Origin of the sequence: Acinetobacter sp. TY2 (assembly GCF_046269225.1) — a bacterium.
In the GTDB taxonomy this organism is placed as follows: domain Bacteria; phylum Pseudomonadota; class Gammaproteobacteria; order Pseudomonadales; family Moraxellaceae; genus Acinetobacter.
On sequence record NZ_JBJZOR010000027.1, the window covers coordinates 1 to 22,200 of the forward strand.

The following is a 22,200-nucleotide window of genomic DNA, read 5'->3' on the forward strand; positions in this document are numbered from 1 at the left end:
CAAGTCCTTGTTTATCAAGGAGTTTTAATCTTCATCACCGCCGATGGATGTGCATTCTACAGTATTTTTTATACCACACAACCCTTTTTTGAATTTTTATTTTTTAGGTGCTCGCTTTATAAACCACAAAAATCATAAATATATGTTTTTTATAAATAATTACTCTAAGATTAAAAGCTAATTTTTTAATCAAATACTAAGTATGACAAAATCATTTGGCTTAATTCTTTTTTAAGTTGTTGTTCTGAAATAAGAAAACTATTATTACTCACGTATCGCATCATTGTGAACAAGGTACTATTGATAATCACAAAGGATTTATTTCTTAAGGTTTCGAAGTTCCAGTGCTGAAAGTAACGATTAAAGACATACATGCCCACTTCAAAAAAATGCTTTTCTAAAATCTGCGCCGCTTCTGAATTGTTATATCCATGCCAATGTTTCAGCACCTCCATAAAGAAGCCATCATCAGCTTTCATCATGTCAAAACCGAATTGGATGCTAATAGGTACAATTTCTGCGAGTGTTAAGTTTTCTTGTGCAATTGCAATCTGTTTAAACGCCATGCCTAAGTTTTCACTTTTACGGCGTAATAGCTCTTGAATGATTTCATCTTTATTTTCGAAATATTGATAAATTGAACCTACACTGACCCCTGATTTTTCTGCAATTTTAGGTGTCGTAACCTGCACAATTCCCTGCTCTGCAATACAAAGCTGTGCTGCTTCCAAAATATCATCAACAATTTTTTTGGCACGTTGTTGTTGTGGTTGTTTCCTCACAGTATCTACTCTCTGAAATGCGAATTGAATGCGAATAATTATTCATATTATAGTTTTGATTAAATAACAATCAAAAGGTCAATGCAATGTTTAATCATCCAATTGCAAAACGTTTAGCTTCTTATGAGCGTGTAACAAAGAGTGATGTGGTATCTAAAGTACTACATAAAATCACCGATCAAAATTTTATTCCCAGTTATGCAGAATATTTAGAATTGAATGACAGTCTATATGCGGGTGATATTGCCATGGATCGAGTGATGGATTGGGTGATGACTGATCCACGGCGTAACCGCAAGCGTTTTGAAATGGCTTTGTATCAAGGTGTAGATCAACTTGAAGCACCTGAGTCTATTTTAATTGAATTTTTTAAACATATTGAAACACCACCAACATGGCTAAACAAAGACAAGCTTGATCATGCTGTAAATTTCACGCAACGATTAGGAAGCAATGGCACCTTTATTTTGCGAGATTTAGCACTTATGACGGGTTATCAATACCCAGGATTCAATCAGCCTTTAATTATGACAGGTGCATTGAAAAAATTTGCAGGTAGGCGTTTAGCTGAAACACATAAATGGTGGCTTGATGTTAACCAAACAAACAGCTTCGAGCGTTTTAATGCAGGTTTTACATCGACAATTTATGTACGTTTTATTCATTCTTTAATTCGTTATCAACTGAAAAAATCACCTGATTGGGACAATAACCTATGGGGAACACCGATTAATCAATATGATCAAGCCATGACAAATGTTGCTTTTAGTGGTGTCTTACTCCTCGGGATTCGTGCTATTGGTATTTTCCCTAATAAATCAGAAGCCGAATCGGTACTGCATTTTTGGAAATATGCAGGTTGGCTCATGGGTGTGGAAGAAAAATGGCTCGTCAACAAAGAGTCCGAAGCATGGAAATTACTACAATGGATGAATTATGCCCATCCCAAAATCGATCAAAGCAGTCAGATGTTAGCAAAGAGTTTGTCCAAAGAACCATTTGAACGCCAATATAAACATTTCAATACTTTCTTTCAGAAAAAAGCCTATCGAAATCATCTCGATATTACGCAGTTATTTTTGGGTAAACAAAAGATGAAAGACTTAGGCTTAAAACCGCGTCCCTTTGCATGGTATCCCTTATATTTATTGGCAAAAAATACACTGATTTATAATGGTGCAAGGCATAGTGATCTGCTCAAAAAATATTTACAACAACATGGCCGAGCAGAACAAGAATATGCACTCGCCTTATATCAAAATGCAGGAAAACAATTGGCGAGTATGCATCAGTAAAAAGTTAAGGTACTAAACCTTAACTTTTTTCCAAACGATGTTTATGAATGCTCATCACGACATCGCTAAATTCACCTAAAATATAATTTACCCACAGCCGACTATACCAATTAAATTCTGTAGATACTCGATAATCAATAGTGAGAATTAGTTTTGTGGTCTTCGCGTCCACTTGTTCTAATTGGTAATCTGTTTTGAGTAGGTCAAAGTATTTTCCACCTACTTCCACATGATCATCTAATGAGCCTTTTGGAAATGAATTAGTGTCAAATTGATAATTCCAACTCAACAAATAAGGTTTATGATTTGCCTGAACTTGCTCTTCAAATTGAACACCTCGTTCCCATTGAATCGTTCTAACCAATCCTGTCGCTCGTTGTTCAGTCATACCAAAAATAGGTTTTGGAAAACCCATTGTGAAAATAAAATTATTGGGAACCTCTTCAGGTTTAATTTTCCCAATATGATTAATCGCTTGAAAAACTTGTGCCTGAGTTGCATGAATGATCATTTCACGTTGCGTTTGCCCGTAATAATGCTTGCTCAAATCAGGTAAAATCAAAAAAAGTAAAAGCGGAAGTAAAGCCAATGAATAAATTTGTGCTGTGGGCTTCCAAAAAAAATAACAAATGATTTGCATTAAACCAGCACCAACCATAATTGCAAGCCAAGCCAAAGGAATTAGAACAATTAAACAAACCATTCCTTCATGAAAAATAAGTACACCGACAATTAAAAGTAAGCTCAAGCCTATAAGACTATCTATTCCCATGCGCCAAAAAGATAAGTTTGGATTTTCAAAGCTTGAAATATATTCAATAAACATGCCTATCAACAATGGAACAAAAATGATGACAGTCGCTTGCATTAAACTTTGTTCTATTGAACCTTCTCGAACATTAAGAAAACCGTGTCGCATTAAAAGAACTGTGAATAAAATTATGAACATTGCGACAAGAAACGGTAAAAATTTTCGCTTAAAACCCTGACTTTTTGTATACACGCTGACTAAACGCTCATTAATATAGGTTTTTTTTAATGCAATATAAAATAATTTTTCATCATTAAGGCTCCTATAAAAATGATAATTTTGAATATTATGAGAATCTAACCAATCAACTAATTCCGCTCTAAACTCATCACACCATTCTTCGACAATTAAAGTTGCACAGAGCTTTCTTTTTAATTCATTTAAAATTTTTTGTTTTTCATCATCTGTTATCATGATTTTTTCCTTTTTATTCAATCATCAACTATTTTCCAAACGACGTTTATAAATATTTAGTACAACATCGCTAAATTCATTGAGTACATAACGTGTCCACAAATCGGCATACCAATTCACCTCTGTAGACAGGCGATAATCAATGTTCAAGGTCATACGCGTTTGTGTTGGACTCACAGCTTCAAGTTTGTAATCAGTCGTGAGTAAATTGAAATATTGACCACCTATTTTCAAATGATCATCGAGTGAGCCTTTTGGAAAAGATTGTGGTGTAAAGACATACGTCCATGCCAACTGTGTTGGCGCATTGGACTGCGTAATTTTTTCTTGAAAATAAATATCTCGTTGCCAATAAATTTGGCGCATCAATCCATCTTCTGTTTGTTCAGTCATCCCTGAAATTGGTTTTGGAAAGCCCATGGTAAAAATAGGACTATATTTAATTTCATTGGGTTGAATCTGCTGAATATTATTAATAGAAGCAAAAACAGTTTCAATTGGCGCATTGACCACAATTTCTTGTTTGGTCATACCATTATGATATTGCGATAAATCGGGCAATAGAAAAAGCCCTAAGAGTGGCAACAGTGCAATCGAATAGATTTTTTTAGAAGGTTTCCACAAATGACGACACAGCGCTCGCATTGCAAAAGCACCTAAAGTCGAGCATGCGAAAAAAATCGGTGCTGCCATAATTAAGCAAATTACGCCTTCTCTTAAAATTACACCACCAACCACAATAATCGCGAGTAAAACCCATAATTGTTGCAGTAAAACTTTAGCAATAGAATGCGGACGATTTAATGTCGTCAGATATTCAACTAAAGCCCCAAAGCTGAATGGTAAAAAAATCAAAAATGCAGTCGTCAACATGGCTTCTTGACGCAAAGCAATGAGAGAAATAAGTAAAAAGTACAATAAAATTAAAATAATAATCGGAAGTAAAACACCTAACATTGAGCGTGCGTTATATTCTTGTTCAACCTCTATACTCGGTTTATGAAAAACACGACAAATTAGACGTCGATCAGGCTGTTGAAGGGTTCGATAAATCCGAATTTCATCAATTCCCTGCTGTTTTAATTCTGTACGAAATGCTTGTTCAAATTCAGCCGTCCACTCTGTATCAGCAATAGAAACTTCACTAAAATTTTTTAATTTATTGATATAAATTTCGATTTGTTCATTCATGTATGAATTGCGCTTAAATTTTATACGCAAACATTGTGACAGAAACCACCGTCAGCAGACAATGGTTTCTATTTTCAAAATCAATTCATAACGTCAAAAGGCTGAATTAAAATTTCATACTAATCCGTGCCCAATAATTGCGCCCAGTATTATTAAACTGTTCATTAGATGCAAAACCAAACCCTGAACTTCCTGCACGGTTTAAATGTTCGGTATAAGTTTTATCAAGGACATTATCAATGCCTAGAGCTAAATCAATATTATCTACAATATGATATGTAGCGTTTAAGGCCAAAGTGCTAAAGCCTTTGCTTTCACCCATATCGTAACCCACGATATTACCCTGATTTAAACTCACTCGATCTTGCTGTGCAACGGCACGCCATAACAAACCTAATGTATATTTATCTTGTACATAACGTAAGTTAAAGCGTCCTTCTAGTGGGGCAATCTGTGGCAATGGATCATTGCTTTCACTATTTTCACCCCATGCATACATCACACTTAAATCTGCTTGAATAGCATCGGTAAATTGATAACCCACACCTGCTTCTGCACCAGCAATCACAGCATCGACATTTTTAGCACCAGCACTAAAAGATGAACCATGACCATGCCCCCCCATCGTTGGATGATTGTGGTAACTCATAAGAATGTAGTCATTAATCAGGCCTGCATAAGCAGAAACCCACGAGTTAAATGCGCCATGTTGATGTTGATAACCCAAATCGAGTTGTAACGTTTTTTCTGTCTCTAGATCATTAAATGTCGGTTTCGACATGCCCATCGTACTTGGTAAAGAATTACCATGTGCCGTACTAAAAAGTTCCCAATAATCAGGTACACGTTCAACATAACCCAATCCGATATAACTCTTTGCTTGATGCTCTGCGCTTTCATGCTCTAAACGAATAAACCCGCTTGGTAATGTTTCCTTTCGATCATCATTTAGCTTAATCGCATCAATCTTCACTTGATCAATACGCGCACCGCCAACTACTTTATATTGATCATTCAATTGGTAACCAAGTTCACTAAAAGCACCATATGAATTGAACTTCATATTGGTAGCTAAAGGCATATCCATCATCATTGACTTCATACTACCAGCATGATGATTTTGCTGTGTATCGATACCTGTCATCAAACTGAGTTGATTCCATTCTGATGTCATAGCCAAACGTGAATTGAGCGTCCTACGTGTAACTTGCATCTCGGAAGGATTTGGCATCGACATCGTATGATGACCATGTGTCATTTCCATCATTGGTGGTGTACGTAAGCTAAAGTTATCCATCACATGATCGTTATAACTATAGTTAACTGATGCTTCTACTTTCTTAATTACATCAGTAATATTAGTTTTCTCAAACCGTAGCCCCAAACTTTCACGAGCAAACTGTGAACCATCCATGTCACGACCTGCATATAAGGCTTCACCATCGCCTTTGCCTGCTGTCAACTCTAACCAAGTATCATCATTTGGTGTCCAACCCACTGCGACATCGGTATTCCAACGCTCCCATGCCGATGGTACGGTATTGCCATCACCATCTTGATAGCTGTTAGACTCTGAACGATTGGCATTTAAACGAACATACTTTGTTTCATCGCCCACAATAGTTTCAACATTCTGATCTAAACGACCAAATGAACCAAGTAGAACACTTGCTTGACCTTCGTAATGCTTTTCATTGTTTAATTTTGGCTTCTGACGTTCAAAAATCACCGTCGCTGCCGAACCTGTATTGGCATACTGGACTGTTTGAGGTCCTTTAATGACTGAAATTCGGTCATAACTTTCAGGCTGAATATAAGATGTCGGTGCATCCATACGACCTGGGCAAGCACCTAGACTTTCATTACCATCCGTTAAAATTTTAATACGTGAACCAAACATGCCTCTAAAGGTCACATCGCCATTGGTACCACCATTTTTGATTGCACTAAAACCCATAATGCTTTGTAAATAATCTGCACCATCTGTTGCAGGTACAGGTTGAATCGGCTGTTTAGGGTCTGCATGAATTATTAAACCATTACCGCCCTTTGCTGACTGGGCTGTAACGACAATAGGTGCTAACTTCTCAGCGGAATACTGCTCGACTAAATCACTAGATTCCGATGTTTTTAAATGTTCTTCTGCATGAATCATCCCTGAATAACACGCAACACAAACCGCAGCCGCAAGAGGCTGTAATAGAAAGTTAGGCTTAGCCATTTTCTTCTCACTTAATGCATAAATATAACTGTACGAGAGCCATTCAAGACTCTGAAATTTAAAGTTCTAAGTTTTAACGTTAAAGTTATGCAAAAAGCGGAGGGGCTCGCCCTTGAGGGAGCAGAAATAAACGTTGAAGTGCAAACCAAACATGAAGATAGGCTTGCTGAAAAGCAATCAGACGAACTTGAATTTTCACCAAGACTTCTTTGACTTCAAGCACAGGAGGTAAAACTAAATTGCCATAAACAGTACAATACTGACATTGATGATTTGGATCATGATGATCATGACCTAGATTGACTGATGCTTGCTGGACTTGATGATCAGAGGCAACGTAAATAGCAGACTTTTGATGTTCAACTGCACTTTGCTGAGGCACTTGTTGATGGCTATCATGTCTGCTGCCATAATGAGCATGGTCATGTAGCGAAGATTTTTCATATTGCTGATGGTTTAAATGTTGATTACTCTGACTCTGAGCACTTTTAATTTGATAATAATTACTCTGTAACAAAGCTTGAGAAACAGTTTCACAGACCGGAGCAATTTGATATTGCTTCGGTAACAAAGGCTGTAAGAAAACAGCAATCTGTAAAAATACTGCGCCGAATCCTAGCAGCAGCCCCATTCTCAACAACAAAACGTTCATCTCAACATTTTCATGGTTTTAGTATAACAAAGCCCAATCAAAATTGGGCTTCATCTTTCACATACATGTAAAACAAAATTCTAACGCTTTACAGGTGCTTTATCTTTCACACGTTGACGTACTACTTTCTCTACTTTTTCACGTGCCCGTTGACGTTTTAAAGGCGAAAGATAATCGACAAATAGTTTACCGTTCAAGTGATCCATTTCATGTTGAATACACACTGCGAGTAATCCATCTGCTTCCATTTCAAATGCTTGACCATCTAAACCAATTGCATTGATTTTCACGCGTGACGGACGCTCAACTTTATCGTATATTTGAGGAACGGATAAACATCCTTCTTCATACGGTAGCATTTCTTCAGTCAATGAAGTAACTTTGGGGTTAATGAATACCATCGGTTGATCTTTATTTTCAGACAAATCCATAACGATGAGCTGAATATGATGATCAACTTGTGTCGCAGCCAAGCCTATACCGGGTGCTTCATACATGGTTTCAAACATGTCAGCGGCCAATTGACGAATATCATCTGTCACGGTTTCGACAGGTTTTGCAATGGTGCGCAAACGGGGATCAGGAAAACTTAAAATAGGTAATAAGGCCATACTGTATCCTCACTGGCTATGCCATTGATCTTAAAACTAAATGAAGAATTATGCTTCATTAAAAAAAAATGTGTAAGATGTTTATTATAACGCATATAGATCCATAGTTTCAGGAATTATGATAATGAAAAAGGTTTTCAAGGGCATAGTTAACTTTCATGCCACGGGGTTTAAAAAACACGTTCTTGCAATCGCACTTTGTGTTAGCGCAGGTGTCGCTTATATGGATGTTGCTGTTGCAGCAAGTCCGAACCAAAATCCACCCGCATTAAAAGCAAGTGCACCCTATGTCTATGTCGTTAAACGTGGCGATACGCTGTGGGATATTGCTGGGAAATTCTTAAATAGTCCTTGGCGTTGGAAAGAAATTTGGGCAAGCAACCGCCACGTTAAAAATCCACACTGGATTTATCCTGGTGATAAACTTTTGCTCTGTACACTTGATGGTCGCCCACTCATTGGTAAAGATGAAGGCGATGGTTGCGAAGGCATTATTCGTCGTCATCAAGGTGGTGCTTCGCTTCAACCACAGATACGCATTGAATCTTTAGCCAACACTATTCCTGTCGTTCCTTTGGCATATATTCAACAATGGCTTGATCATAGTATTGTAGTTTCCCCTGAATCACTGACCAATATTCCTTATATTTTAGGTGCAGCCGATAATCGTGTGATTACAGGTGCCGGTCAAACTGTCTATGCACGTGGTAATGGCTTGGTGACAGGTCAGCAGTATGGTGTTTTCCGTCAAGGTGAACCGTATACATTTACCGACGCAACAGGTAAAAAAATCAATGCAGGCATTGAGCTAGTTGAAGTCGCATCTGCAACTGCCGTCGCAAATGAAAATGATATTACAACACTTGAACTCACGAAGAGTTTCAATGCTGAAGTACGTAAAGGTGATTTTGTATTACCACAATACGATAACAACATGCCAAGCCTGTTCTATCCAACAATTCCAAATGAAGTGACGGACGGTGGTCAGGTCGTACGTGTACAAGGTTCGATTGGAACTGCTGCACAACATGGTGTTGTCACTTTAGACCGTGGTGCATTACATGGTGTGAAATCAGGTCAAGTCTTTAGCATTTACCAAAAAGGTGAAACAGTACGTGATCCGCAAACTAAAGAAATGGTGAAATTACCTAATCAGCGTGTCGGTACAGTCATGATTTTCAAAGCATTTGATCAGTTAAGCTATGCTTATGTACTCGATAGTTCATTACCTATTAAAGTTGGTGCTGAAATTCAGCCACCTCCTACAACAGGCTACTAATCTTCTTACTTAGGTAAATAACGATGCTGAACCAAATTTCTTTGCAACATGCAAAGACCATTCAACTGTGGTATTTGGTTCAGCATTCACTTTCTGCTTTTCGTAAATTAGAACAATTTTTTGGTTCGGTTGAAGCTGCGGTTTCAACCGAAAATTTATCTAAATGGTCTGAAATCAAACTCCACAAAAGCCATTTAGAACGTGCCAAAGAGATACTTACACCTCTTGGGGAGCAAAAATTTCAGCGTTGTCTTGATCAAATCAAGCAATATACAGATTTTATTGTGACTGAGTCTGAACTGTCCTATCCTCAACAATTACTTCCCTATAATGATCATCCTCCAATTTTATTTGGCAAAGGTAATCTTCAAAATTTAAGTCAACCCCAAATTGCTATTGTTGGTAGTCGTAAGCCTAGTCCACACGGCAAACAGGTTTCTTTTGATTTTGCCTATTATTTAAGTGAAAAAGGCTTTTTTATTACGAGTGGACTAGCACAAGGGATTGATGAAGCTGCTCATATGGGAGCGCTTGAAAATCATCGAACGATTGCTGTGATTGGTACAGGGCTTGATCTCACTTATCCATCACAAAATGCAGGATTACAGAAGAAGATTCTACAAAATTCAGGAACCGTGATTTCTGAATTTTTACCGAATACAAAGCCATTGCAACAACACTTTCCTCGGCGCAATCGTATTGTCAGTGGGCTCAGTATTGGAATACTCGTTGCCGAAGCAGCTGTCGAAAGTGGCTCACTCATTACAGCAAAATTAGCCGCCGAACAAGGTAAACTTACTTTTGCTATTCCAGGGCATATTTACAGTGATTTTCATCGTGGTTGTCATCAACTGATTCGTGAAGGAGCGATTTTGGTTGATCATCCTGAGCAATTGATTGAAGATGTTGCCCTACCTACACAATGGCATTACCAACAAAAAAATGATGAAAGTTCACGTACTGACATAAGCCCAACAATAAATACTGGTACTTCTAACGACATTCCTCAACATCTATTTTTACTGTATCAGCAACTTGATTGGACTGGACAAGATATTGATTCTCTTTCAGAAAAACTCAATATCAATATTGCCGAATTAACTGCATCACTCATGGAACTAGAACTTTTAGGACTGTGTATTCAACAATCTGGGCTTTACTTACGTTGCCGTAAAAGTTTTTAAGGTTCACAATAACCTTTTCAACTTTGCCAAGGTACGGATCTATGATTACAACCTCAGTTGCTGAAGCTGCCGAATATTTAACTCAAGGCAAAGTACTTGCCTATCCGACAGAAGCAGTATGGGGCTTAGGTTGCGACCCATTTAATGAACACGCTTTCCTTGAAATTTTACGCCTGAAACAACGACCAATTGAAAAAGGAGTGATTTTGCTTGCTAGCCACATCAATCAAGTTGAGCATCTGTTACAAAATTTACAACCTGCTATTCGTGAACAAATTATTGAGACATGGACAAATCGTACATTGACCGATCGCGCTACGACATGGTTACTTCCTGCCGATGAGCATATTCCGACTTGGATTAAAGGTGACCATCCTAAAGTTGCTGTCCGTGTCACAACACATCCACTCTGTGTTGCTCTCTGTAATGCGTTTAATGGCTTTATTGTATCGACTAGTGCCAATCCTGCTGGGCTTGAACCTGCACGCTCACTACAAGATGCAAATCAATACTTTAACTTTGAAATCAATTACTTAAATGGGGACTTAGGCTTAGGCACTGAACCTAGTAAAATTTTAGATGCTGAATCTGGAAACATTATTCGTGCTTAACTGTAATTTTATTGCTTAAACATCTCTTAAATATTAATTCATTTTGTTAATTATAATTGAATAGACAAAAAAAAAGCTCAGTCATAACTAAGTGACTGAGCATGAAAAAGGATGTGCAAAACACATCCAGAGGGTCTTGAAAATTCATTGAGAAAATCAGTTTATAAATTATTAGAAGAACTGTGATTTTCAATGCGAGTATTATGCGATAAATGATTTTTTTATACAAATATTTTATTTATCTTATGTTTAGAGATATAAATGAAAAAAAGTGAAATACAAAAAAGGTATTCAAACTAAGTTATTCTTATAGTTTATTAAATTTATTTTTTTTACATTTATTCAGATCACTATAAGCTCATAAAATCATGCATTTGATCCCCAAAATAGGTTTTACTTGTTTGTTTTTTAATCAAATTGGTGTAACTTTCCACTTTTGTCTAATTATATAATATAAATAACTGAGATTTATACCGTAACTTTGCGCTTTTTTTGTGCCAATATAATGCCAAGTACAATAATTACACCGCCAATACTATGATAAACCGTCCACGCTTCTTTTAACCAAAAATACGCAATAATGGCAGTAAAGACAGGCATCAAATTCATAAAAATACTCGTTCGATTAGGACCAATATATTGCACTGCCATCATCCACAGCAAAGGTGCCATCAATGAAGGGAAAATACCTGCATAAAAAACACTAGCGGCATTTTCTGCATTTAGCGAATCTAGACCATTCCATAAGACAAAGGGTAAATGGTAGATCAAGGTAAATCCAATCTGAACATAAAGGCTAATGAGTAAGGGAACCTTCAGTTGCCATTTTTTCAAAAAAACACCATAAAATGCGTAGAAAAAAACAGCAAAGATCATCATAATATCGCCCCAATGTTGCCCAAGTTGCAATAAGCTGATGAAACTCCCCTGTCCCATGACATACAGTAGACCTGTAAATGACAAAAGACTGCCCATTACAGCAAAACGATTAGGCACTTCTTTTAAAATTACGAATGATACAAAGAGCGTAAATACAGGAATAAAGGCATTAATAATACCCATATTGGTCGCCGAAGTATGATGCGATGCGCTATACGCTAGACCTTGATATAACGCCATACCAAAAGCACTCAGTACAGCAAATTGATGTAAATGAGCTTTAATTAATTGACGTTGTTGCCATACTTTTATTGCCATAAATGGGGTCAAAACAATAAAAGCAATCAACCAACGATAAAAACTAATACTCACAGGTGAAATGTAGTCTGCTACATAGCGTGTAACTGCAATATTCATTGACCAAATAAATACAGCAAGCACAGGAAGCGCAAATGCCCACCACATTTTTTGTTGAGTCTTTAACATTTTCATCTCTCTGCTACTGAAACAATCAAGGTTACGCCCATTACGCTCACCTATTTACTGAGAAACATTATCAATTAAGTCCAATTAAATTAAAATATGGTATTTCAGACATATATAGGGCATTTCCGCCCCATTTATATTTTAAAATCAAAGCATGAGAGAATGTGATTAATCAATTACTTCCTACACCGTGCACAATAACAATCAAGCTGAAGTACAGTTGACAATTATTATAGTGCCAAGCAAGCTAATTGTACTGAAGATCAATGGATGTAAATATGTTTTCCACACTGATTTCAATTGATGAATTTTTTTATCAAAAACATGATGTTGTGACTCCACATTGCAATTTATGGGGAGATTTTAATTTGAGTTTAAATGGTACTTTGGAGCTCAATGTCGCAGACCAGATTTATCTATCACCACCCAATTATGGTCTATGGATTCCACCACAGACTGAACATTGTTGTACTGCGGTGAATGAGCATTTAACCCATTATATTTGTATTCGAATTCACCCGAAACTGTGTCAGTCTTTTGCTCAACTCACTCAAACATTAAATGTACGCCCTTTTTTACGTCAGACCATAACTGAAATTTTAGAGCAACAAAAACAAAGATGTAGCGACCCCGAATATTATGAGCAACTTTTACAATTGCTCTTTCGACAAATTCAAAAAAGTACCCATTATCAACATTATCTTCCACAGAGTAATCATCCTATTTTAAAACCCATTCTTGATCGCCTGTCTGAAACTCAGCATTTTCATTTAAGTTTGCAAGAAATTTTAGATCAGGTTCAAATTTCTGAAAGGCATGCATTGCGACTGAGTCAGCAACAATTACAAATGAGTCTATCTGAATGGCGTAATCGCTCTAAAATTATCTACGCTATCTCACAAATTCAACAAGGTGTATCCATTAAAAAAATTGGTTTAGAACTTGGTTATCAACATAGCTCTAGTTTTATTGAATTTTTTAAACGCTTTACAGGTCAAACTCCTGCCCAAATGCGACACCAATAAGCGTATCTAAAAAGATAAATTGGATGTTTTTTATTCTGTTTTTTTTAACCAGCACTCCAACCTATGAACTTATTTTAATAACCTTATATACAAAAAAACTATAGTCAATTTAGGTCTAATTATGAGAATTTAACTTATATATGTAGCAAGCATATTTCAATATATGCCATAAAGTATTCGGATTTAAATTTTTATTCTCAATAATAAAGGTCTTATAATGAAAAAATCATTACTCGTTTCACTCTGTACAGCAGCATTAATTTTAACTGCATGTGACAAAAAATCTAACGAAAACACTTCAAGCTCAAGCAATACACCAGCAACCACAACATCTGCTCCTGCTGCAACACTCAGTACAGCAAATAGTGCAGATATGAAAAGTGATTTTGTTACCATCCAAACCCTTTCTAGTACGCGTGCACAAGAAGCTTTAACATTTCAGCAAGACATGATGAAAGCAGCTCAAAAAGGCGATAAATCGGCAATTTGAGGTATTGTTGATAATTTAAAAACCTACGTTACCAATTTCAATAATGATTTAGATGGTTTGGCATTAAAAAGTAGTGAAGGTGCTTCTCTACGTGACAAAATGAAAGAAGCAAATACTCTGAGCCTTTCGCTTTCAGAAGAAAGTATTAAAATGCCACCAGATACAGCAAAACTTCAACAATTACAAACTCAAGCAATGGAACTTCAAAAAACTGTACTCGCTGAAATGCAAGCTCTACAAGCTGTAAAATAATCATGATCTAAATCTATAATTATTTGTTTTTACTGTAAAAGCAGATCATTTGATCTGCTTTTTTGATCTCACTCACACTTGATTGATCTACTAAAAATTAAATTTGCATTTAAGTTGAGAAAAACTTGTCTAGACGCTGAATTATCGTTAAAACATACACTCAAACTAGATAAACATAGCAAGGATTTCAGCATGGCATCTGTATACGATATTCCAGTCAAAACCATACAAGGTACAGACACCACACTTAATCAATATGAAGGCAAAGTTCTTTTAATTGTTAATGTTGCTTCAAAATGTGGTTTAACTCCACAATATGAAGGACTTGAAAAACTGTATTCTGAAAAGAAAGATCAAGGTTTAGAAATTCTTGGTTTTCCTGCAAATAATTTTCTTGCACAAGAACCAGGCACAGATGAAGAAATTCAGAAGTTCTGTTCTTTGACTTACAATGTCGAGTTTCCATTATTTGCCAAAATTTCTGTGGCAGGCGATGACAAACACCCATTGTATGACACACTCATTCACGCTATTCCTGAACGTTTAGGTGAAGGTCCATGGTGGAAAGATCTTGTTGATTATGGTTTAACACCAAATCCAAAACCTGAAGTGCTATGGAACTTTGAAAAATTTGTTGTAAATAAACAAGGTGAAGTTGTTGCGCGTTTTGCACCAGACATTACAGCCGATGATCCACGCTTACTCGAAGTTTTGCAGACTGAACTTGCTAAATAAGTTATTGCTTGACCCAATTTAGAATGATTCAAATACACGGTAAAAAGGAACGAATAGCGTTCCTTTTTATGTATTGATATGACTTATTGTTATGACTTTGCAACAATCCAATTTTTATTCACATTTCCACTTTATAGTTCAAAACCAATAGTCAAAGTATTTTAAAGAAATTCAGATGCATGCAATGAAAAAGCTCGTCCAAGGGGCACTCCTCCCTTTCGTCATTTTTACCTCAGGTATTTTGTTATTGGGATGTGAGCCATCACCTGAACAATCAAACTCTCAGAACTCAAATGCTAAAGCGTCATCAGAGCAGGCTCATAGTGACCATGAAAATCAGGCAGATACAACACAAACTCAATCTGAACTTAAAAGTGGCAATATGTTCTATATCGCTCGCGATGTAGCTGATGTTCAATTTAAAGCAGGTGGCTATGTTGAAAAATTGACCCAAGCACAAGCAGATCTACAAAATGCGATTGAATCCAAAGACCAAAATGAATTGCAAAATACAGTAAAAACATTAAGCCAAGAACTACAAGGCTTCAATACAGCCCTCATTTCCCTAGATTTAAAAAGTCAGGAAATTGATGATATTCGTCAACATGTTTTACAAAGCAATAAAGAGTTACTCAATTCAGCATTACTCAATGGCAATATTGATGTGAGTAAAATCAACATTAAACAGTTTGAACAACAAGTTGGCAATATTCAAACTGAAATGCTTAAACTTGCGGCTATGCTCATTCCAACTGCTGATGCTAATTCCACAAAGGAATAAAGTTACTCTATTTTAATATTACATTGAGTATCCTGCCCTTTTGCCCGTTTGATTTCCTGACGAAACCGTGAACTTGCATAAGGGTAATCCTTTGGTACAAATAATGTTAAATGAGTTTTATGAGGCTCAATACTTTCTAACAAAACTTTAGATAAATAAGCACCGCCTTTACTTCGAGCGAAAATCGTCCCCATTTCAAAGTGTTCTTCCAATTTACTATCTGTAAAAACAAAATCTTGCTTTGATGTAAATGCAATACATTGGCTATAGGCTAATTTTAAATTTTTGTAGGCTTGTAAATAGTTAATTTCTAATTCTGCTTGCATGCCATTTTGAATTGAATTTGCCACCAAAGCCGCTTCAGTTGGCTGAGTCTTGGTTAGTTCAAATTGATGCTGACAGGCGCTCAAAGTACTTACAATACAAAAATACAATAAGGCCTTCTCTAATAACACTTTTTTCATTTTAATTTTTAAACTTAAGCTTGATTCTCATAGGTCTATCTTGCATGATTTACCACACAATTTAGCATATTTTTGTAGCCATCTATGCAACTGATTATTTTTACAGGTGTTCAAGCATCGGGTAAGTCAACATTTTATAAACATTATTTTTATGATACACATCTGCGCATCAACCTCGATATGTTGAAAACTAGGCATCGTGAAAATATTTTGTTTGAGGCGGCATTACGATCTAAAACCAAAATGGTAATTGATAATACCAATATGACGATTTATGACCGTGAGCGTTATATTCAACGGGCAAAAGATGCTGACTTTGATGTAGTTTCTTTTTATTTTGAAACCGATTTAGAAAGTACTTTACACCGCAATACACAACGTGAAGGCAAAGCCAATATTCCTGAACAAGGTGTGAAAGCCACTTTCTACAAACTGCAAAAGCCGACATCTTCAGAAGGGTTTAATGCACTGTTTAAAGTTAAACTAATTGAAAACGATGGATTTTCGATCCTACCCATAAATGACTAAAAGTAATCAATAGTTATTGAGTAGAGCGCCACGCTGTAAAAGTCATTTGAATTTGTTGTTCAATGTCTGCTGATACTTTTCTTGATTCTAAAGTGGAGAAATCCCCACGATAAGTTTCCCTCACAATTAAACCTGCTATTTCTTCAATAGCCACTCTACCTTGTGATTGGAATCTTTTAATTTCATTTTCAGTAAGTTTAATATCCCAACAAGAGACAACTGAACTCATATCTATTGCAATGCTGAGATAGTAATTGGAATCATCTTGGTAGAGTTCCCAAAAGTGTGGTTGCTGTTCGATTAGGTGCATAATTTTTTGAAATCCTTTTTTATTATTTAGATTATGCTAAGTACACAATTTAATACATGCAACTTTAGGTGGTCTATCTTTAAATTAAATCAGTAGATATATAGAGCTTTCATGTGCCTAAATTTAGAAAATTACAGTTTTTCTTTGGCTTTCTTTTATGTATGGTTTTAAAGTGTCTTGGAGATGATTTCAACTTAACGCTATTCACTACTCTTTTTGATACCTCATTCTCCAATTTGTAATATACAAAAAAGCTGATGAATTAAATTTTCTAAAACCTTAAGATATGAAATTAGCTCTTTACTAGATTTAAAGTCTGCTCGACGAGTTGCATAATTACCTAAATAACGAATATTACCCAACAATTCTCTTTGTTTTGTAAAGATAAATCCACCACTCTCAAATTGATTTAAAATACCCCCTAAATCATCAGATTTCCCAAAATACTTAATTAATTTCTCTAAAAAGAGTGCTTAAACCGAATTCAGTTAATAAAGGCAATTTATTATTTGCTCACACTCATAAAGTCTAAGACACTCATCTTCATAAATTATATGATTTCTAATATTTATAAAAACTTCATGCTTTATGGCAACGTTACAAATTAAACATAAGCATTTTTCAAAATTCTCAACTTGCTCTAATTTCTCATTTTTTTAGAACCTTGGACAGAATCAATTATTCTTTTACATCAAAAGACCTTATATTGTTCATATTTAATCTTATTTATAGCATAAAAAAACCGCCCTTTCGGACGGTTCTTCAATCTCGAACTGTGTCTTATTGAGCACGGTTCTTGATTTTGCGGATGGTATCCAACTGAGCAGCAGTTTCTGCAAGAGCAGCCAAAGCAGCAGCCGAGTCCAAATCGCTCTTTTGATTTGCAAGCAAAGTTTCAGCATTTTTACGTGCTTCTAAAATTGCAGCTTCATCTAAGTTATCGGCACGAACTGCAGTATCTGCAAGAATCGTAACAACATGCGGTTGAACTTCTAAAACACCACCAGATACATAGATTAACTCTTCTGTACCATTTTCAAGCAGAACGCGAATCGCGCCCGGCTTAAGCAAAGTTACCAACGGAGCATGACCAGGCATAATACCCAGTTCACCGCCAGCACCTTTTGCAATTAGCATAGTCACAGCGCCAGAGTACAAAGACTCTTTAACACTTACAACGTCACATTGCATAGTCGACATGTGAATCTCCTAAAATAGAGTTGCTAATTAAAGCTTCTCGGCTTTAGCGATCACTTCGTCAATACCACCAACCATATAGAACGCTTGTTCTGGAATGTGGTCGAATTCACCAGCTAACAGACCTTTAAAGCCACGAATCGTTTCTTTAAGCGGTACAAGTTTACCAGGAGCACCAGTAAACACTTCAGCTACGTGGAATGGCTGAGAGAAGAAACGTTGAATTTTACGCGCACGGTAAACAGTCAATTTGTCTTCTTCTGCAAGCTCATCCATACCAAGAATTGCGATAATGTCTTTCAATTCTTTATAACGTTGAAGAACGTTTTGAACTGAACGAGCAATTTCGTAATGCTCAGTACCAACAACTAAAGGATCTAATTGGCGTGAAGTAGAGTCAAGTGGATCGATCGCTGGATAAATACCAGAAGATGCGATGTCACGGCTCAATACTACAGTTGCATCTAAGTGAGCAAATGTAGTTGCAGGCGATGGATCTGTTAAGTCATCGGCAGGTACGTATACCGCTTGAATTGACGTAATAGAACCAGACTTAGTCGATGTAATACGTTCTTGAAGAACACCCATCTCTTCTGCAAGTGTAGGCTGATAACCTACTGCAGATGGCATACGACCTAGAAGTGCTGATACTTCAGTACCCGCTAGTGTATAACGATAGATATTATCTACGAACAATAATACATCACGACCTTTGCCGTTTTCGTCTTTCTCGTCACGGAAATACTCAGCCATAGTCAAACCAGTCAACGCTACGCGTAAACGGTTGCCTGGTGGCTCATTCATCTGACCGTAGACCATTGCTACTTTGTCTAGAACGTTAGAGTCTTTCATTTCGTGATAGAAGTCATTACCTTCACGAGTACGCTCACCAACACCAGCAAACACAGATAAACCTGAGTGAGCTTTAGCGATGTTGTTGATCAACTCCATCATGTTTACAGTTTTACCAACACCGGCACCACCGAACAGACCAACTTTACCACCTTTAGCAAACGGGCAAAGTAAGTCAATGACTTTAATACCAGTTTCTAAAAGGTCAGTAGAAGCAGCTTGTTCAGCATAAGAAGGTGCTTGACGGTGAATTGGCAAACGCGCTTCGGTTGCAACAGGACCAGCTTCATCGATCGGGCGACCAAGAACGTCCATGATACGACCAAGAGTCGCTGTACCTACAGGTACAGAGATTGGAGCGCCAGTATTCGTTGCGTTCAAACCACGCTTAAGGCCTTCAGTAGAACCCATTGCAATAGTACGAACTACGCCATCACCAAGTTGTTGCTGAACTTCTAAAGTAGTTTCAGTACCATCAACATGGAGAGCGTCATAGATCTTAGGAACGCTGTTGCGTTCAAACTCGACGTCGATAACCGCGCCGATGATCTGAATGATACGACCGCTATTCATTGCTGTCTCCTCAATTCAAAATAATGTTAAACGGCAGCGGCACCACCAACGATCTCAGAAATTTCCTGAGTAATCGCGGCTTGACGCAGCTTGTTATAAATAAGTTGTAAGCTCTTGATGATGTCGCCTGCGTTATCGGTTGCAGCTTTCATTGCCACCATACGTGCAGATTGTTCACATGCAATATTTTCAATCACACCTTGATACACCACTGACTCGATATAACGAACCAATAAACCATTTAATAGCTCTTCAGCTTCTGGTTCATACAAGTAGTCCCAACCATATTGACGGTTTAGACCTTCTTCCGTTTCAGCCGCAGCCAAAGGAACAAGTTGTTCTACTTTTTGGTTTTGAGTCATTGCATTGACGAAGCCATTAGATACAAGATAAATACGATCTAACTCGCCTTTATCAAATGCATCCAACATTACTTGTACTGAGCCAGACAACTGTTCAAGACTTGGTGTATCGCCTACATTCGTAGTCGCACCTAGTACTTTACCGCCGTAGTTTTTAAAAAACGAAACCGCTTTTTGACCAATCAAAGCAAATTGAACTTCAATTGACTGCTCTTGTTGCTGTTGAACGTGTTTAACCACTTTCTTGAACAAGTTAATGTTCAAACCGCCAGCAAGGCCACGATCTGAAGAAACAATGATATAGCCAACGCGTTTAACAGGGCGTTCAACCATATAACGGTGTTTGTATTCAGGGTTCGCTTGTACCAAATGAGCAATTACACGGTGCATATTTTCGGCATACGGACGGCCTTGAGCCATGCGCTCTTGCGCACGACGCATCTTAGAAGCTGCTACCATCTGCATCGCTCGAGTAATCTTTTGCGTGCTTTTGATACTAGCTACTTTGGCGCGAATTTCTTTTAAATTTGCCATACGCTAAACCTAGTATTCAAAGGCCCTTTCGAGCCTCCGAAGGTTGATTCCGTGAACCAAACCATCACTAAATTTCAACTGGTTGAAACTTAGTAAGTTTGAGTCGCTTTGAACTTCTCAATACCTGCTTTGAATGCTGCTTCGATTTCTTTATCGTAAGCACCAGTCTCGTCAATTTTTTGCATTAACGGCGCATGTTCGGCGCGGAAGTAAGAAATTAACGCAGCATCAAAGTCTACGATTTTCTTCACTTCAACGTCAGTCATATAACCTTCGTTAGATGCATAAACTGAAACAGCTTGGTCAGCAATTGAATATGGAGCATATTGTTTTTGCTTCATTAATTCAGTTACACGTTGACCATGTTCAAGTTGCTTACGTGTTGCTTCATCAAGGTCAGAAGCGAACTGAGCAAATGCTGCCAATTCACGATATTGCGCCAAAGCAGTACGGATACCACCAGACAATTTTTTGATGATCTTCGTCTGAGCAGAACCACCAACACGCGATACAGAAATACCTGCGTTTACAGCTGGACGGATACCCGCATTGAACAATGAAGTTTCAAGGAAGATCTGACCATCAGTAATCGAAATTACGTTTGTTGGTACGAATGCAGATACGTCACCCGCTTGAGTTTCAATAATCGGCAATGCAGTTAATGAACCAGTTTGGCCTTTAACTTCACCGTTAGTAAATTTCTCAACGTAGTCAGCAGATACGCGCGAAGCACGTTCAAGAAGACGCGAGTGAAGATAGAATACGTCACCTGGATACGCTTCACGACCTGGTGGACGACGTAATAACAATGAAATTTGACGGTAAGCAACTGCTTGCTTAGACAAATCATCATAAATAATTAACGCATCTTCACCGCGGTCACGGTAGTATTCACCCATTGTACAACCAGAGTACGGAGCTAAATACAGCATTGCTGCTGGATCAGATGCACCTGCTGCGACAACAGTTGTATACGCCATAGCGCCAGTTTCTTCTAGCTTGCGCACAACAGTAGCGATAGTCGATTGTTTTTGACCAATTGCTACATATACACATTTAATACCAGAGTGTTTCTGAGCGATGATCGCATCGATCGCCATTGCTGTTTTACCAGTTTGACGGTCACCGATGATTAATTCACGTTGGCCACGGCCAACTGGAATCATTGTATCAACTGATTTATAACCAGTTTGTACAGGCTCATCTACCGACTGACGCCAAATTACGCCTGGTGCTACTTTTTCAACAGCATCAGTTAATTTTGCATCGATCGGGCCTTTACCATCAATCGGGTTACCCAAAGCATCTACTACACGGCCTAAAAGTTCTGGACCAACCGGAACTTCTAATACACGACCTGTGCAACGCGCTTTTTGGCCTTCTTGAAGGCTTAAGTAGTTACCTAAAACAACGACGCCCACTGAATCCTGTTCTAGGTTCAGTGCCATACCGTATAGGCCGCCGTCGAATTCGATCATTTCACCGTACATAGCATCAGCTAGGCCGTGAATACGCACAATACCGTCGGAAACCATAACAATGGTCCCTTCGTTCTTAGCGGTCGCGCTGGTGTCCAGATCGCCGATACGCTGTTTAATGAGCGCACTGATCTCGGATGGATTCAGTTGTTGCATTGCGCTATACCTCAATCGTTTTAATGTTCAGTCTTCTTTTATGCAAT

The 22,200-nt window shown here is 37.5% G+C and carries 23 protein-coding genes; 10 read left to right on the forward strand and 13 right to left on the reverse strand.

The features are described 5' to 3' along the window. Window positions 1-185: 185 nt before the first annotated feature. Complete coding sequence (locus tag ACK1JC_RS14225) at window positions 186-782, reverse strand: TetR/AcrR family transcriptional regulator (protein WP_409512529.1); 597 nt, start codon at window positions 780-782, stop codon at window positions 186-188. Window positions 783-868: 86 nt separating this feature from the next. Here ACK1JC_RS14225 and ACK1JC_RS14230 point away from each other — a divergent pair, with 86 nt between their 5' ends. After that, a complete protein-coding gene (locus tag ACK1JC_RS14230) occupies window positions 869-2,077 on the forward strand; it encodes an oxygenase MpaB family protein (protein ID WP_409512530.1) in 1,209 nt (402 codons plus the stop codon). A gap of 19 nt (window positions 2,078-2,096) precedes the next feature. Here ACK1JC_RS14230 and ACK1JC_RS14235 read toward each other — a convergent pair whose 3' ends face one another. From ACK1JC_RS14235 to def, 5 genes are all read right to left on the reverse strand, one after another. Further along, the gene (locus ACK1JC_RS14235) at window positions 2,097-3,302 is read right to left on the reverse strand and encodes a hypothetical protein (RefSeq protein WP_409512531.1); all 1,206 of its coding nucleotides are present in this window, start codon (window positions 3,300-3,302) and stop codon (window positions 2,097-2,099) included. A gap of 24 nt (window positions 3,303-3,326) precedes the next feature. Continuing rightward, entirely contained in the window at window positions 3,327-4,493 is a 1,167-nt protein-coding gene (locus ACK1JC_RS14240) for a hypothetical protein (protein WP_409512532.1), read from the reverse strand. Between the two features lie 106 nt (window positions 4,494-4,599). After that, on the reverse strand, window positions 4,600-6,714 hold the full coding sequence (locus tag ACK1JC_RS14245) for a TonB-dependent copper receptor (protein ID WP_409512533.1): 2,115 nt from the start codon (window positions 6,712-6,714) through the stop codon (window positions 4,600-4,602). An 85-nt stretch (window positions 6,715-6,799) separates the two neighbouring features. After that, complete coding sequence (locus ACK1JC_RS14250) at window positions 6,800-7,357, reverse strand: DUF2946 domain-containing protein (RefSeq protein WP_409512580.1); 558 nt, start codon at window positions 7,355-7,357, stop codon at window positions 6,800-6,802. A gap of 89 nt (window positions 7,358-7,446) precedes the next feature. After that, entirely contained in the window at window positions 7,447-7,977 is a 531-nt protein-coding gene (gene def / locus ACK1JC_RS14255; RefSeq protein WP_409512534.1) for a peptide deformylase, read from the reverse strand. Window positions 7,978-8,101: 124 nt separating this feature from the next. Between def and ACK1JC_RS14260 the strand changes: the two genes are divergently transcribed. From ACK1JC_RS14260 to ACK1JC_RS14270, 3 genes are read left to right on the forward strand one after another with little or no spacing between them, the layout of a single operon-like run. After that, window positions 8,102-9,256 carry a LysM peptidoglycan-binding domain-containing protein gene (locus ACK1JC_RS14260; protein ID WP_409512535.1) on the forward strand — a complete coding sequence of 385 codons (1,155 nt, stop codon included), beginning with the start codon at window positions 8,102-8,104 and terminating at the stop codon, window positions 9,254-9,256. Window positions 9,257-9,279: 23 nt separating this feature from the next. Beyond that, window positions 9,280-10,440, forward strand: a complete 1,161-nt coding sequence (dprA, locus tag ACK1JC_RS14265) for a DNA-processing protein DprA (RefSeq protein ID WP_409512536.1) — start codon at window positions 9,280-9,282, stop codon at window positions 10,438-10,440. Between the two features lie 41 nt (window positions 10,441-10,481). Next, on the forward strand, window positions 10,482-11,051 hold the full coding sequence (locus ACK1JC_RS14270) for an L-threonylcarbamoyladenylate synthase (RefSeq protein ID WP_409512537.1): 570 nt from the start codon (window positions 10,482-10,484) through the stop codon (window positions 11,049-11,051). A gap of 468 nt (window positions 11,052-11,519) precedes the next feature. On the opposite strand, the gene ACK1JC_RS14275 is transcribed toward ACK1JC_RS14270, so the two are convergent. Further along, entirely contained in the window at window positions 11,520-12,395 is an 876-nt protein-coding gene (locus ACK1JC_RS14275) for a DMT family transporter (RefSeq protein WP_409512581.1), read from the reverse strand. 299 nt (window positions 12,396-12,694) lie between these two features. Here ACK1JC_RS14275 and ACK1JC_RS14280 point away from each other — a divergent pair, with 299 nt between their 5' ends. The 5 genes from ACK1JC_RS14280 (at window position 12,695) to ACK1JC_RS14300 (ending at window position 15,699) form a co-directional block, all read left to right on the forward strand. After that, on the forward strand, window positions 12,695-13,441 hold the full coding sequence (locus tag ACK1JC_RS14280; RefSeq protein ID WP_409512538.1) for an AraC family transcriptional regulator: 747 nt from the start codon (window positions 12,695-12,697) through the stop codon (window positions 13,439-13,441). Window positions 13,442-13,658: 217 nt separating this feature from the next. After that, window positions 13,659-13,931: a hypothetical protein gene (locus ACK1JC_RS14285; RefSeq protein WP_409512539.1), complete on the forward strand. Its 273-nt coding sequence runs from the start codon at window positions 13,659-13,661 to the stop codon at window positions 13,929-13,931. Between the two features lie 57 nt (window positions 13,932-13,988). Beyond that, complete coding sequence (locus tag ACK1JC_RS14290) at window positions 13,989-14,183, forward strand: hypothetical protein (RefSeq protein ID WP_409512540.1); 195 nt, start codon at window positions 13,989-13,991, stop codon at window positions 14,181-14,183. A 192-nt stretch (window positions 14,184-14,375) separates the two neighbouring features. Then, complete coding sequence (locus ACK1JC_RS14295) at window positions 14,376-14,918, forward strand: glutathione peroxidase (RefSeq protein ID WP_409512541.1); 543 nt, start codon at window positions 14,376-14,378, stop codon at window positions 14,916-14,918. Between the two features lie 184 nt (window positions 14,919-15,102). Next, window positions 15,103-15,699, forward strand: coding sequence for a hypothetical protein (locus tag ACK1JC_RS14300; protein WP_409512542.1), 597 nt, complete (start codon window positions 15,103-15,105; stop codon window positions 15,697-15,699). Between the two features lie 2 nt (window positions 15,700-15,701). Here ACK1JC_RS14300 and ACK1JC_RS14305 read toward each other — a convergent pair whose 3' ends face one another. Continuing rightward, window positions 15,702-16,163, reverse strand: coding sequence for a hypothetical protein (locus tag ACK1JC_RS14305; protein ID WP_409512543.1), 462 nt, complete (start codon window positions 16,161-16,163; stop codon window positions 15,702-15,704). An 84-nt stretch (window positions 16,164-16,247) separates the two neighbouring features. On the opposite strand from ACK1JC_RS14305, the gene ACK1JC_RS14310 reads away from it, so the two are divergent. After that, window positions 16,248-16,691, forward strand: a complete 444-nt coding sequence (locus tag ACK1JC_RS14310; protein ID WP_409512544.1) for an AAA family ATPase — start codon at window positions 16,248-16,250, stop codon at window positions 16,689-16,691. 13 nt (window positions 16,692-16,704) lie between these two features. On the opposite strand, the gene ACK1JC_RS14315 is transcribed toward ACK1JC_RS14310, so the two are convergent. The 5 genes from ACK1JC_RS14315 to atpA form a co-directional block, all read right to left on the reverse strand. Further along, window positions 16,705-17,001, reverse strand: coding sequence for a hypothetical protein (locus ACK1JC_RS14315; protein WP_409512545.1), 297 nt, complete (start codon window positions 16,999-17,001; stop codon window positions 16,705-16,707). A gap of 780 nt (window positions 17,002-17,781) precedes the next feature. Next, window positions 17,782-18,201 (reverse strand): F0F1 ATP synthase subunit epsilon, encoded by a 420-nt coding sequence (locus ACK1JC_RS14320; RefSeq protein WP_409512546.1) that lies wholly within the window; start codon window positions 18,199-18,201, stop codon window positions 17,782-17,784. A gap of 27 nt (window positions 18,202-18,228) precedes the next feature. Next, window positions 18,229-19,623: a F0F1 ATP synthase subunit beta gene (gene atpD, locus ACK1JC_RS14325; protein WP_409512547.1), complete on the reverse strand. Its 1,395-nt coding sequence runs from the start codon at window positions 19,621-19,623 to the stop codon at window positions 18,229-18,231. A gap of 26 nt (window positions 19,624-19,649) precedes the next feature. Beyond that, a complete protein-coding gene (gene atpG, locus ACK1JC_RS14330) occupies window positions 19,650-20,519 on the reverse strand; it encodes a F0F1 ATP synthase subunit gamma (protein ID WP_409512548.1) in 870 nt (289 codons plus the stop codon). An 89-nt stretch (window positions 20,520-20,608) separates the two neighbouring features. After that, window positions 20,609-22,153 (reverse strand): F0F1 ATP synthase subunit alpha, encoded by a 1,545-nt coding sequence (gene atpA / locus ACK1JC_RS14335; protein WP_409512549.1) that lies wholly within the window; start codon window positions 22,151-22,153, stop codon window positions 20,609-20,611. Window positions 22,154-22,200 lie beyond the last annotated feature (47 nt).

Bases quoted from the DNA above. Each gene is read 5' to 3' on its own strand.
- ACK1JC_RS14295 (WP_409512541.1), top strand. From the start codon at position 14,376: ATGGCATCTGTATACGATATTCCAGTCAAAACCATACAAGGTACAGAC.
- ACK1JC_RS14285 (WP_409512539.1), top strand. From the start codon at position 13,659: ATGAAAAAATCATTACTCGTTTCACTCTGTACAGCAGCATTAATTTTA.
- ACK1JC_RS14320 (WP_409512546.1), bottom strand. From the start codon at position 18,201: ATGTCGACTATGCAATGTGACGTTGTAAGTGTTAAAGAGTCTTTGTAC.
- ACK1JC_RS14230 (WP_409512530.1), top strand. From the start codon at position 869: ATGTTTAATCATCCAATTGCAAAACGTTTAGCTTCTTATGAGCGTGTA.
- atpA (WP_409512549.1), bottom strand. From the start codon at position 22,153: ATGCAACAACTGAATCCATCCGAGATCAGTGCGCTCATTAAACAGCGT.
- def (WP_409512534.1), bottom strand. From the start codon at position 7,977: ATGGCCTTATTACCTATTTTAAGTTTTCCTGATCCCCGTTTGCGCACC.
- ACK1JC_RS14240 (WP_409512532.1), bottom strand. From the start codon at position 4,493: ATGAATGAACAAATCGAAATTTATATCAATAAATTAAAAAATTTTAGT.
- ACK1JC_RS14260 (WP_409512535.1), top strand. From the start codon at position 8,102: ATGAAAAAGGTTTTCAAGGGCATAGTTAACTTTCATGCCACGGGGTTT.
- atpG (WP_409512548.1), bottom strand. From the start codon at position 20,519: ATGGCAAATTTAAAAGAAATTCGCGCCAAAGTAGCTAGTATCAAAAGC.
- ACK1JC_RS14245 (WP_409512533.1), bottom strand. From the start codon at position 6,714: ATGGCTAAGCCTAACTTTCTATTACAGCCTCTTGCGGCTGCGGTTTGT.
- ACK1JC_RS14305 (WP_409512543.1), bottom strand. From the start codon at position 16,163: ATGAAAAAAGTGTTATTAGAGAAGGCCTTATTGTATTTTTGTATTGTA.
- ACK1JC_RS14315 (WP_409512545.1), bottom strand. From the start codon at position 17,001: ATGCACCTAATCGAACAGCAACCACACTTTTGGGAACTCTACCAAGAT.
- ACK1JC_RS14310 (WP_409512544.1), top strand. From the start codon at position 16,248: ATGCAACTGATTATTTTTACAGGTGTTCAAGCATCGGGTAAGTCAACA.
- dprA (WP_409512536.1), top strand. From the start codon at position 9,280: ATGCTGAACCAAATTTCTTTGCAACATGCAAAGACCATTCAACTGTGG.
- ACK1JC_RS14275 (WP_409512581.1), bottom strand. From the start codon at position 12,395: ATGTGGTGGGCATTTGCGCTTCCTGTGCTTGCTGTATTTATTTGGTCA.
- ACK1JC_RS14235 (WP_409512531.1), bottom strand. From the start codon at position 3,302: ATGATAACAGATGATGAAAAACAAAAAATTTTAAATGAATTAAAAAGA.
- atpD (WP_409512547.1), bottom strand. From the start codon at position 19,623: ATGAATAGCGGTCGTATCATTCAGATCATCGGCGCGGTTATCGACGTC.
- ACK1JC_RS14270 (WP_409512537.1), top strand. From the start codon at position 10,482: ATGATTACAACCTCAGTTGCTGAAGCTGCCGAATATTTAACTCAAGGC.
- ACK1JC_RS14280 (WP_409512538.1), top strand. From the start codon at position 12,695: ATGTTTTCCACACTGATTTCAATTGATGAATTTTTTTATCAAAAACAT.
- ACK1JC_RS14300 (WP_409512542.1), top strand. From the start codon at position 15,103: ATGAAAAAGCTCGTCCAAGGGGCACTCCTCCCTTTCGTCATTTTTACC.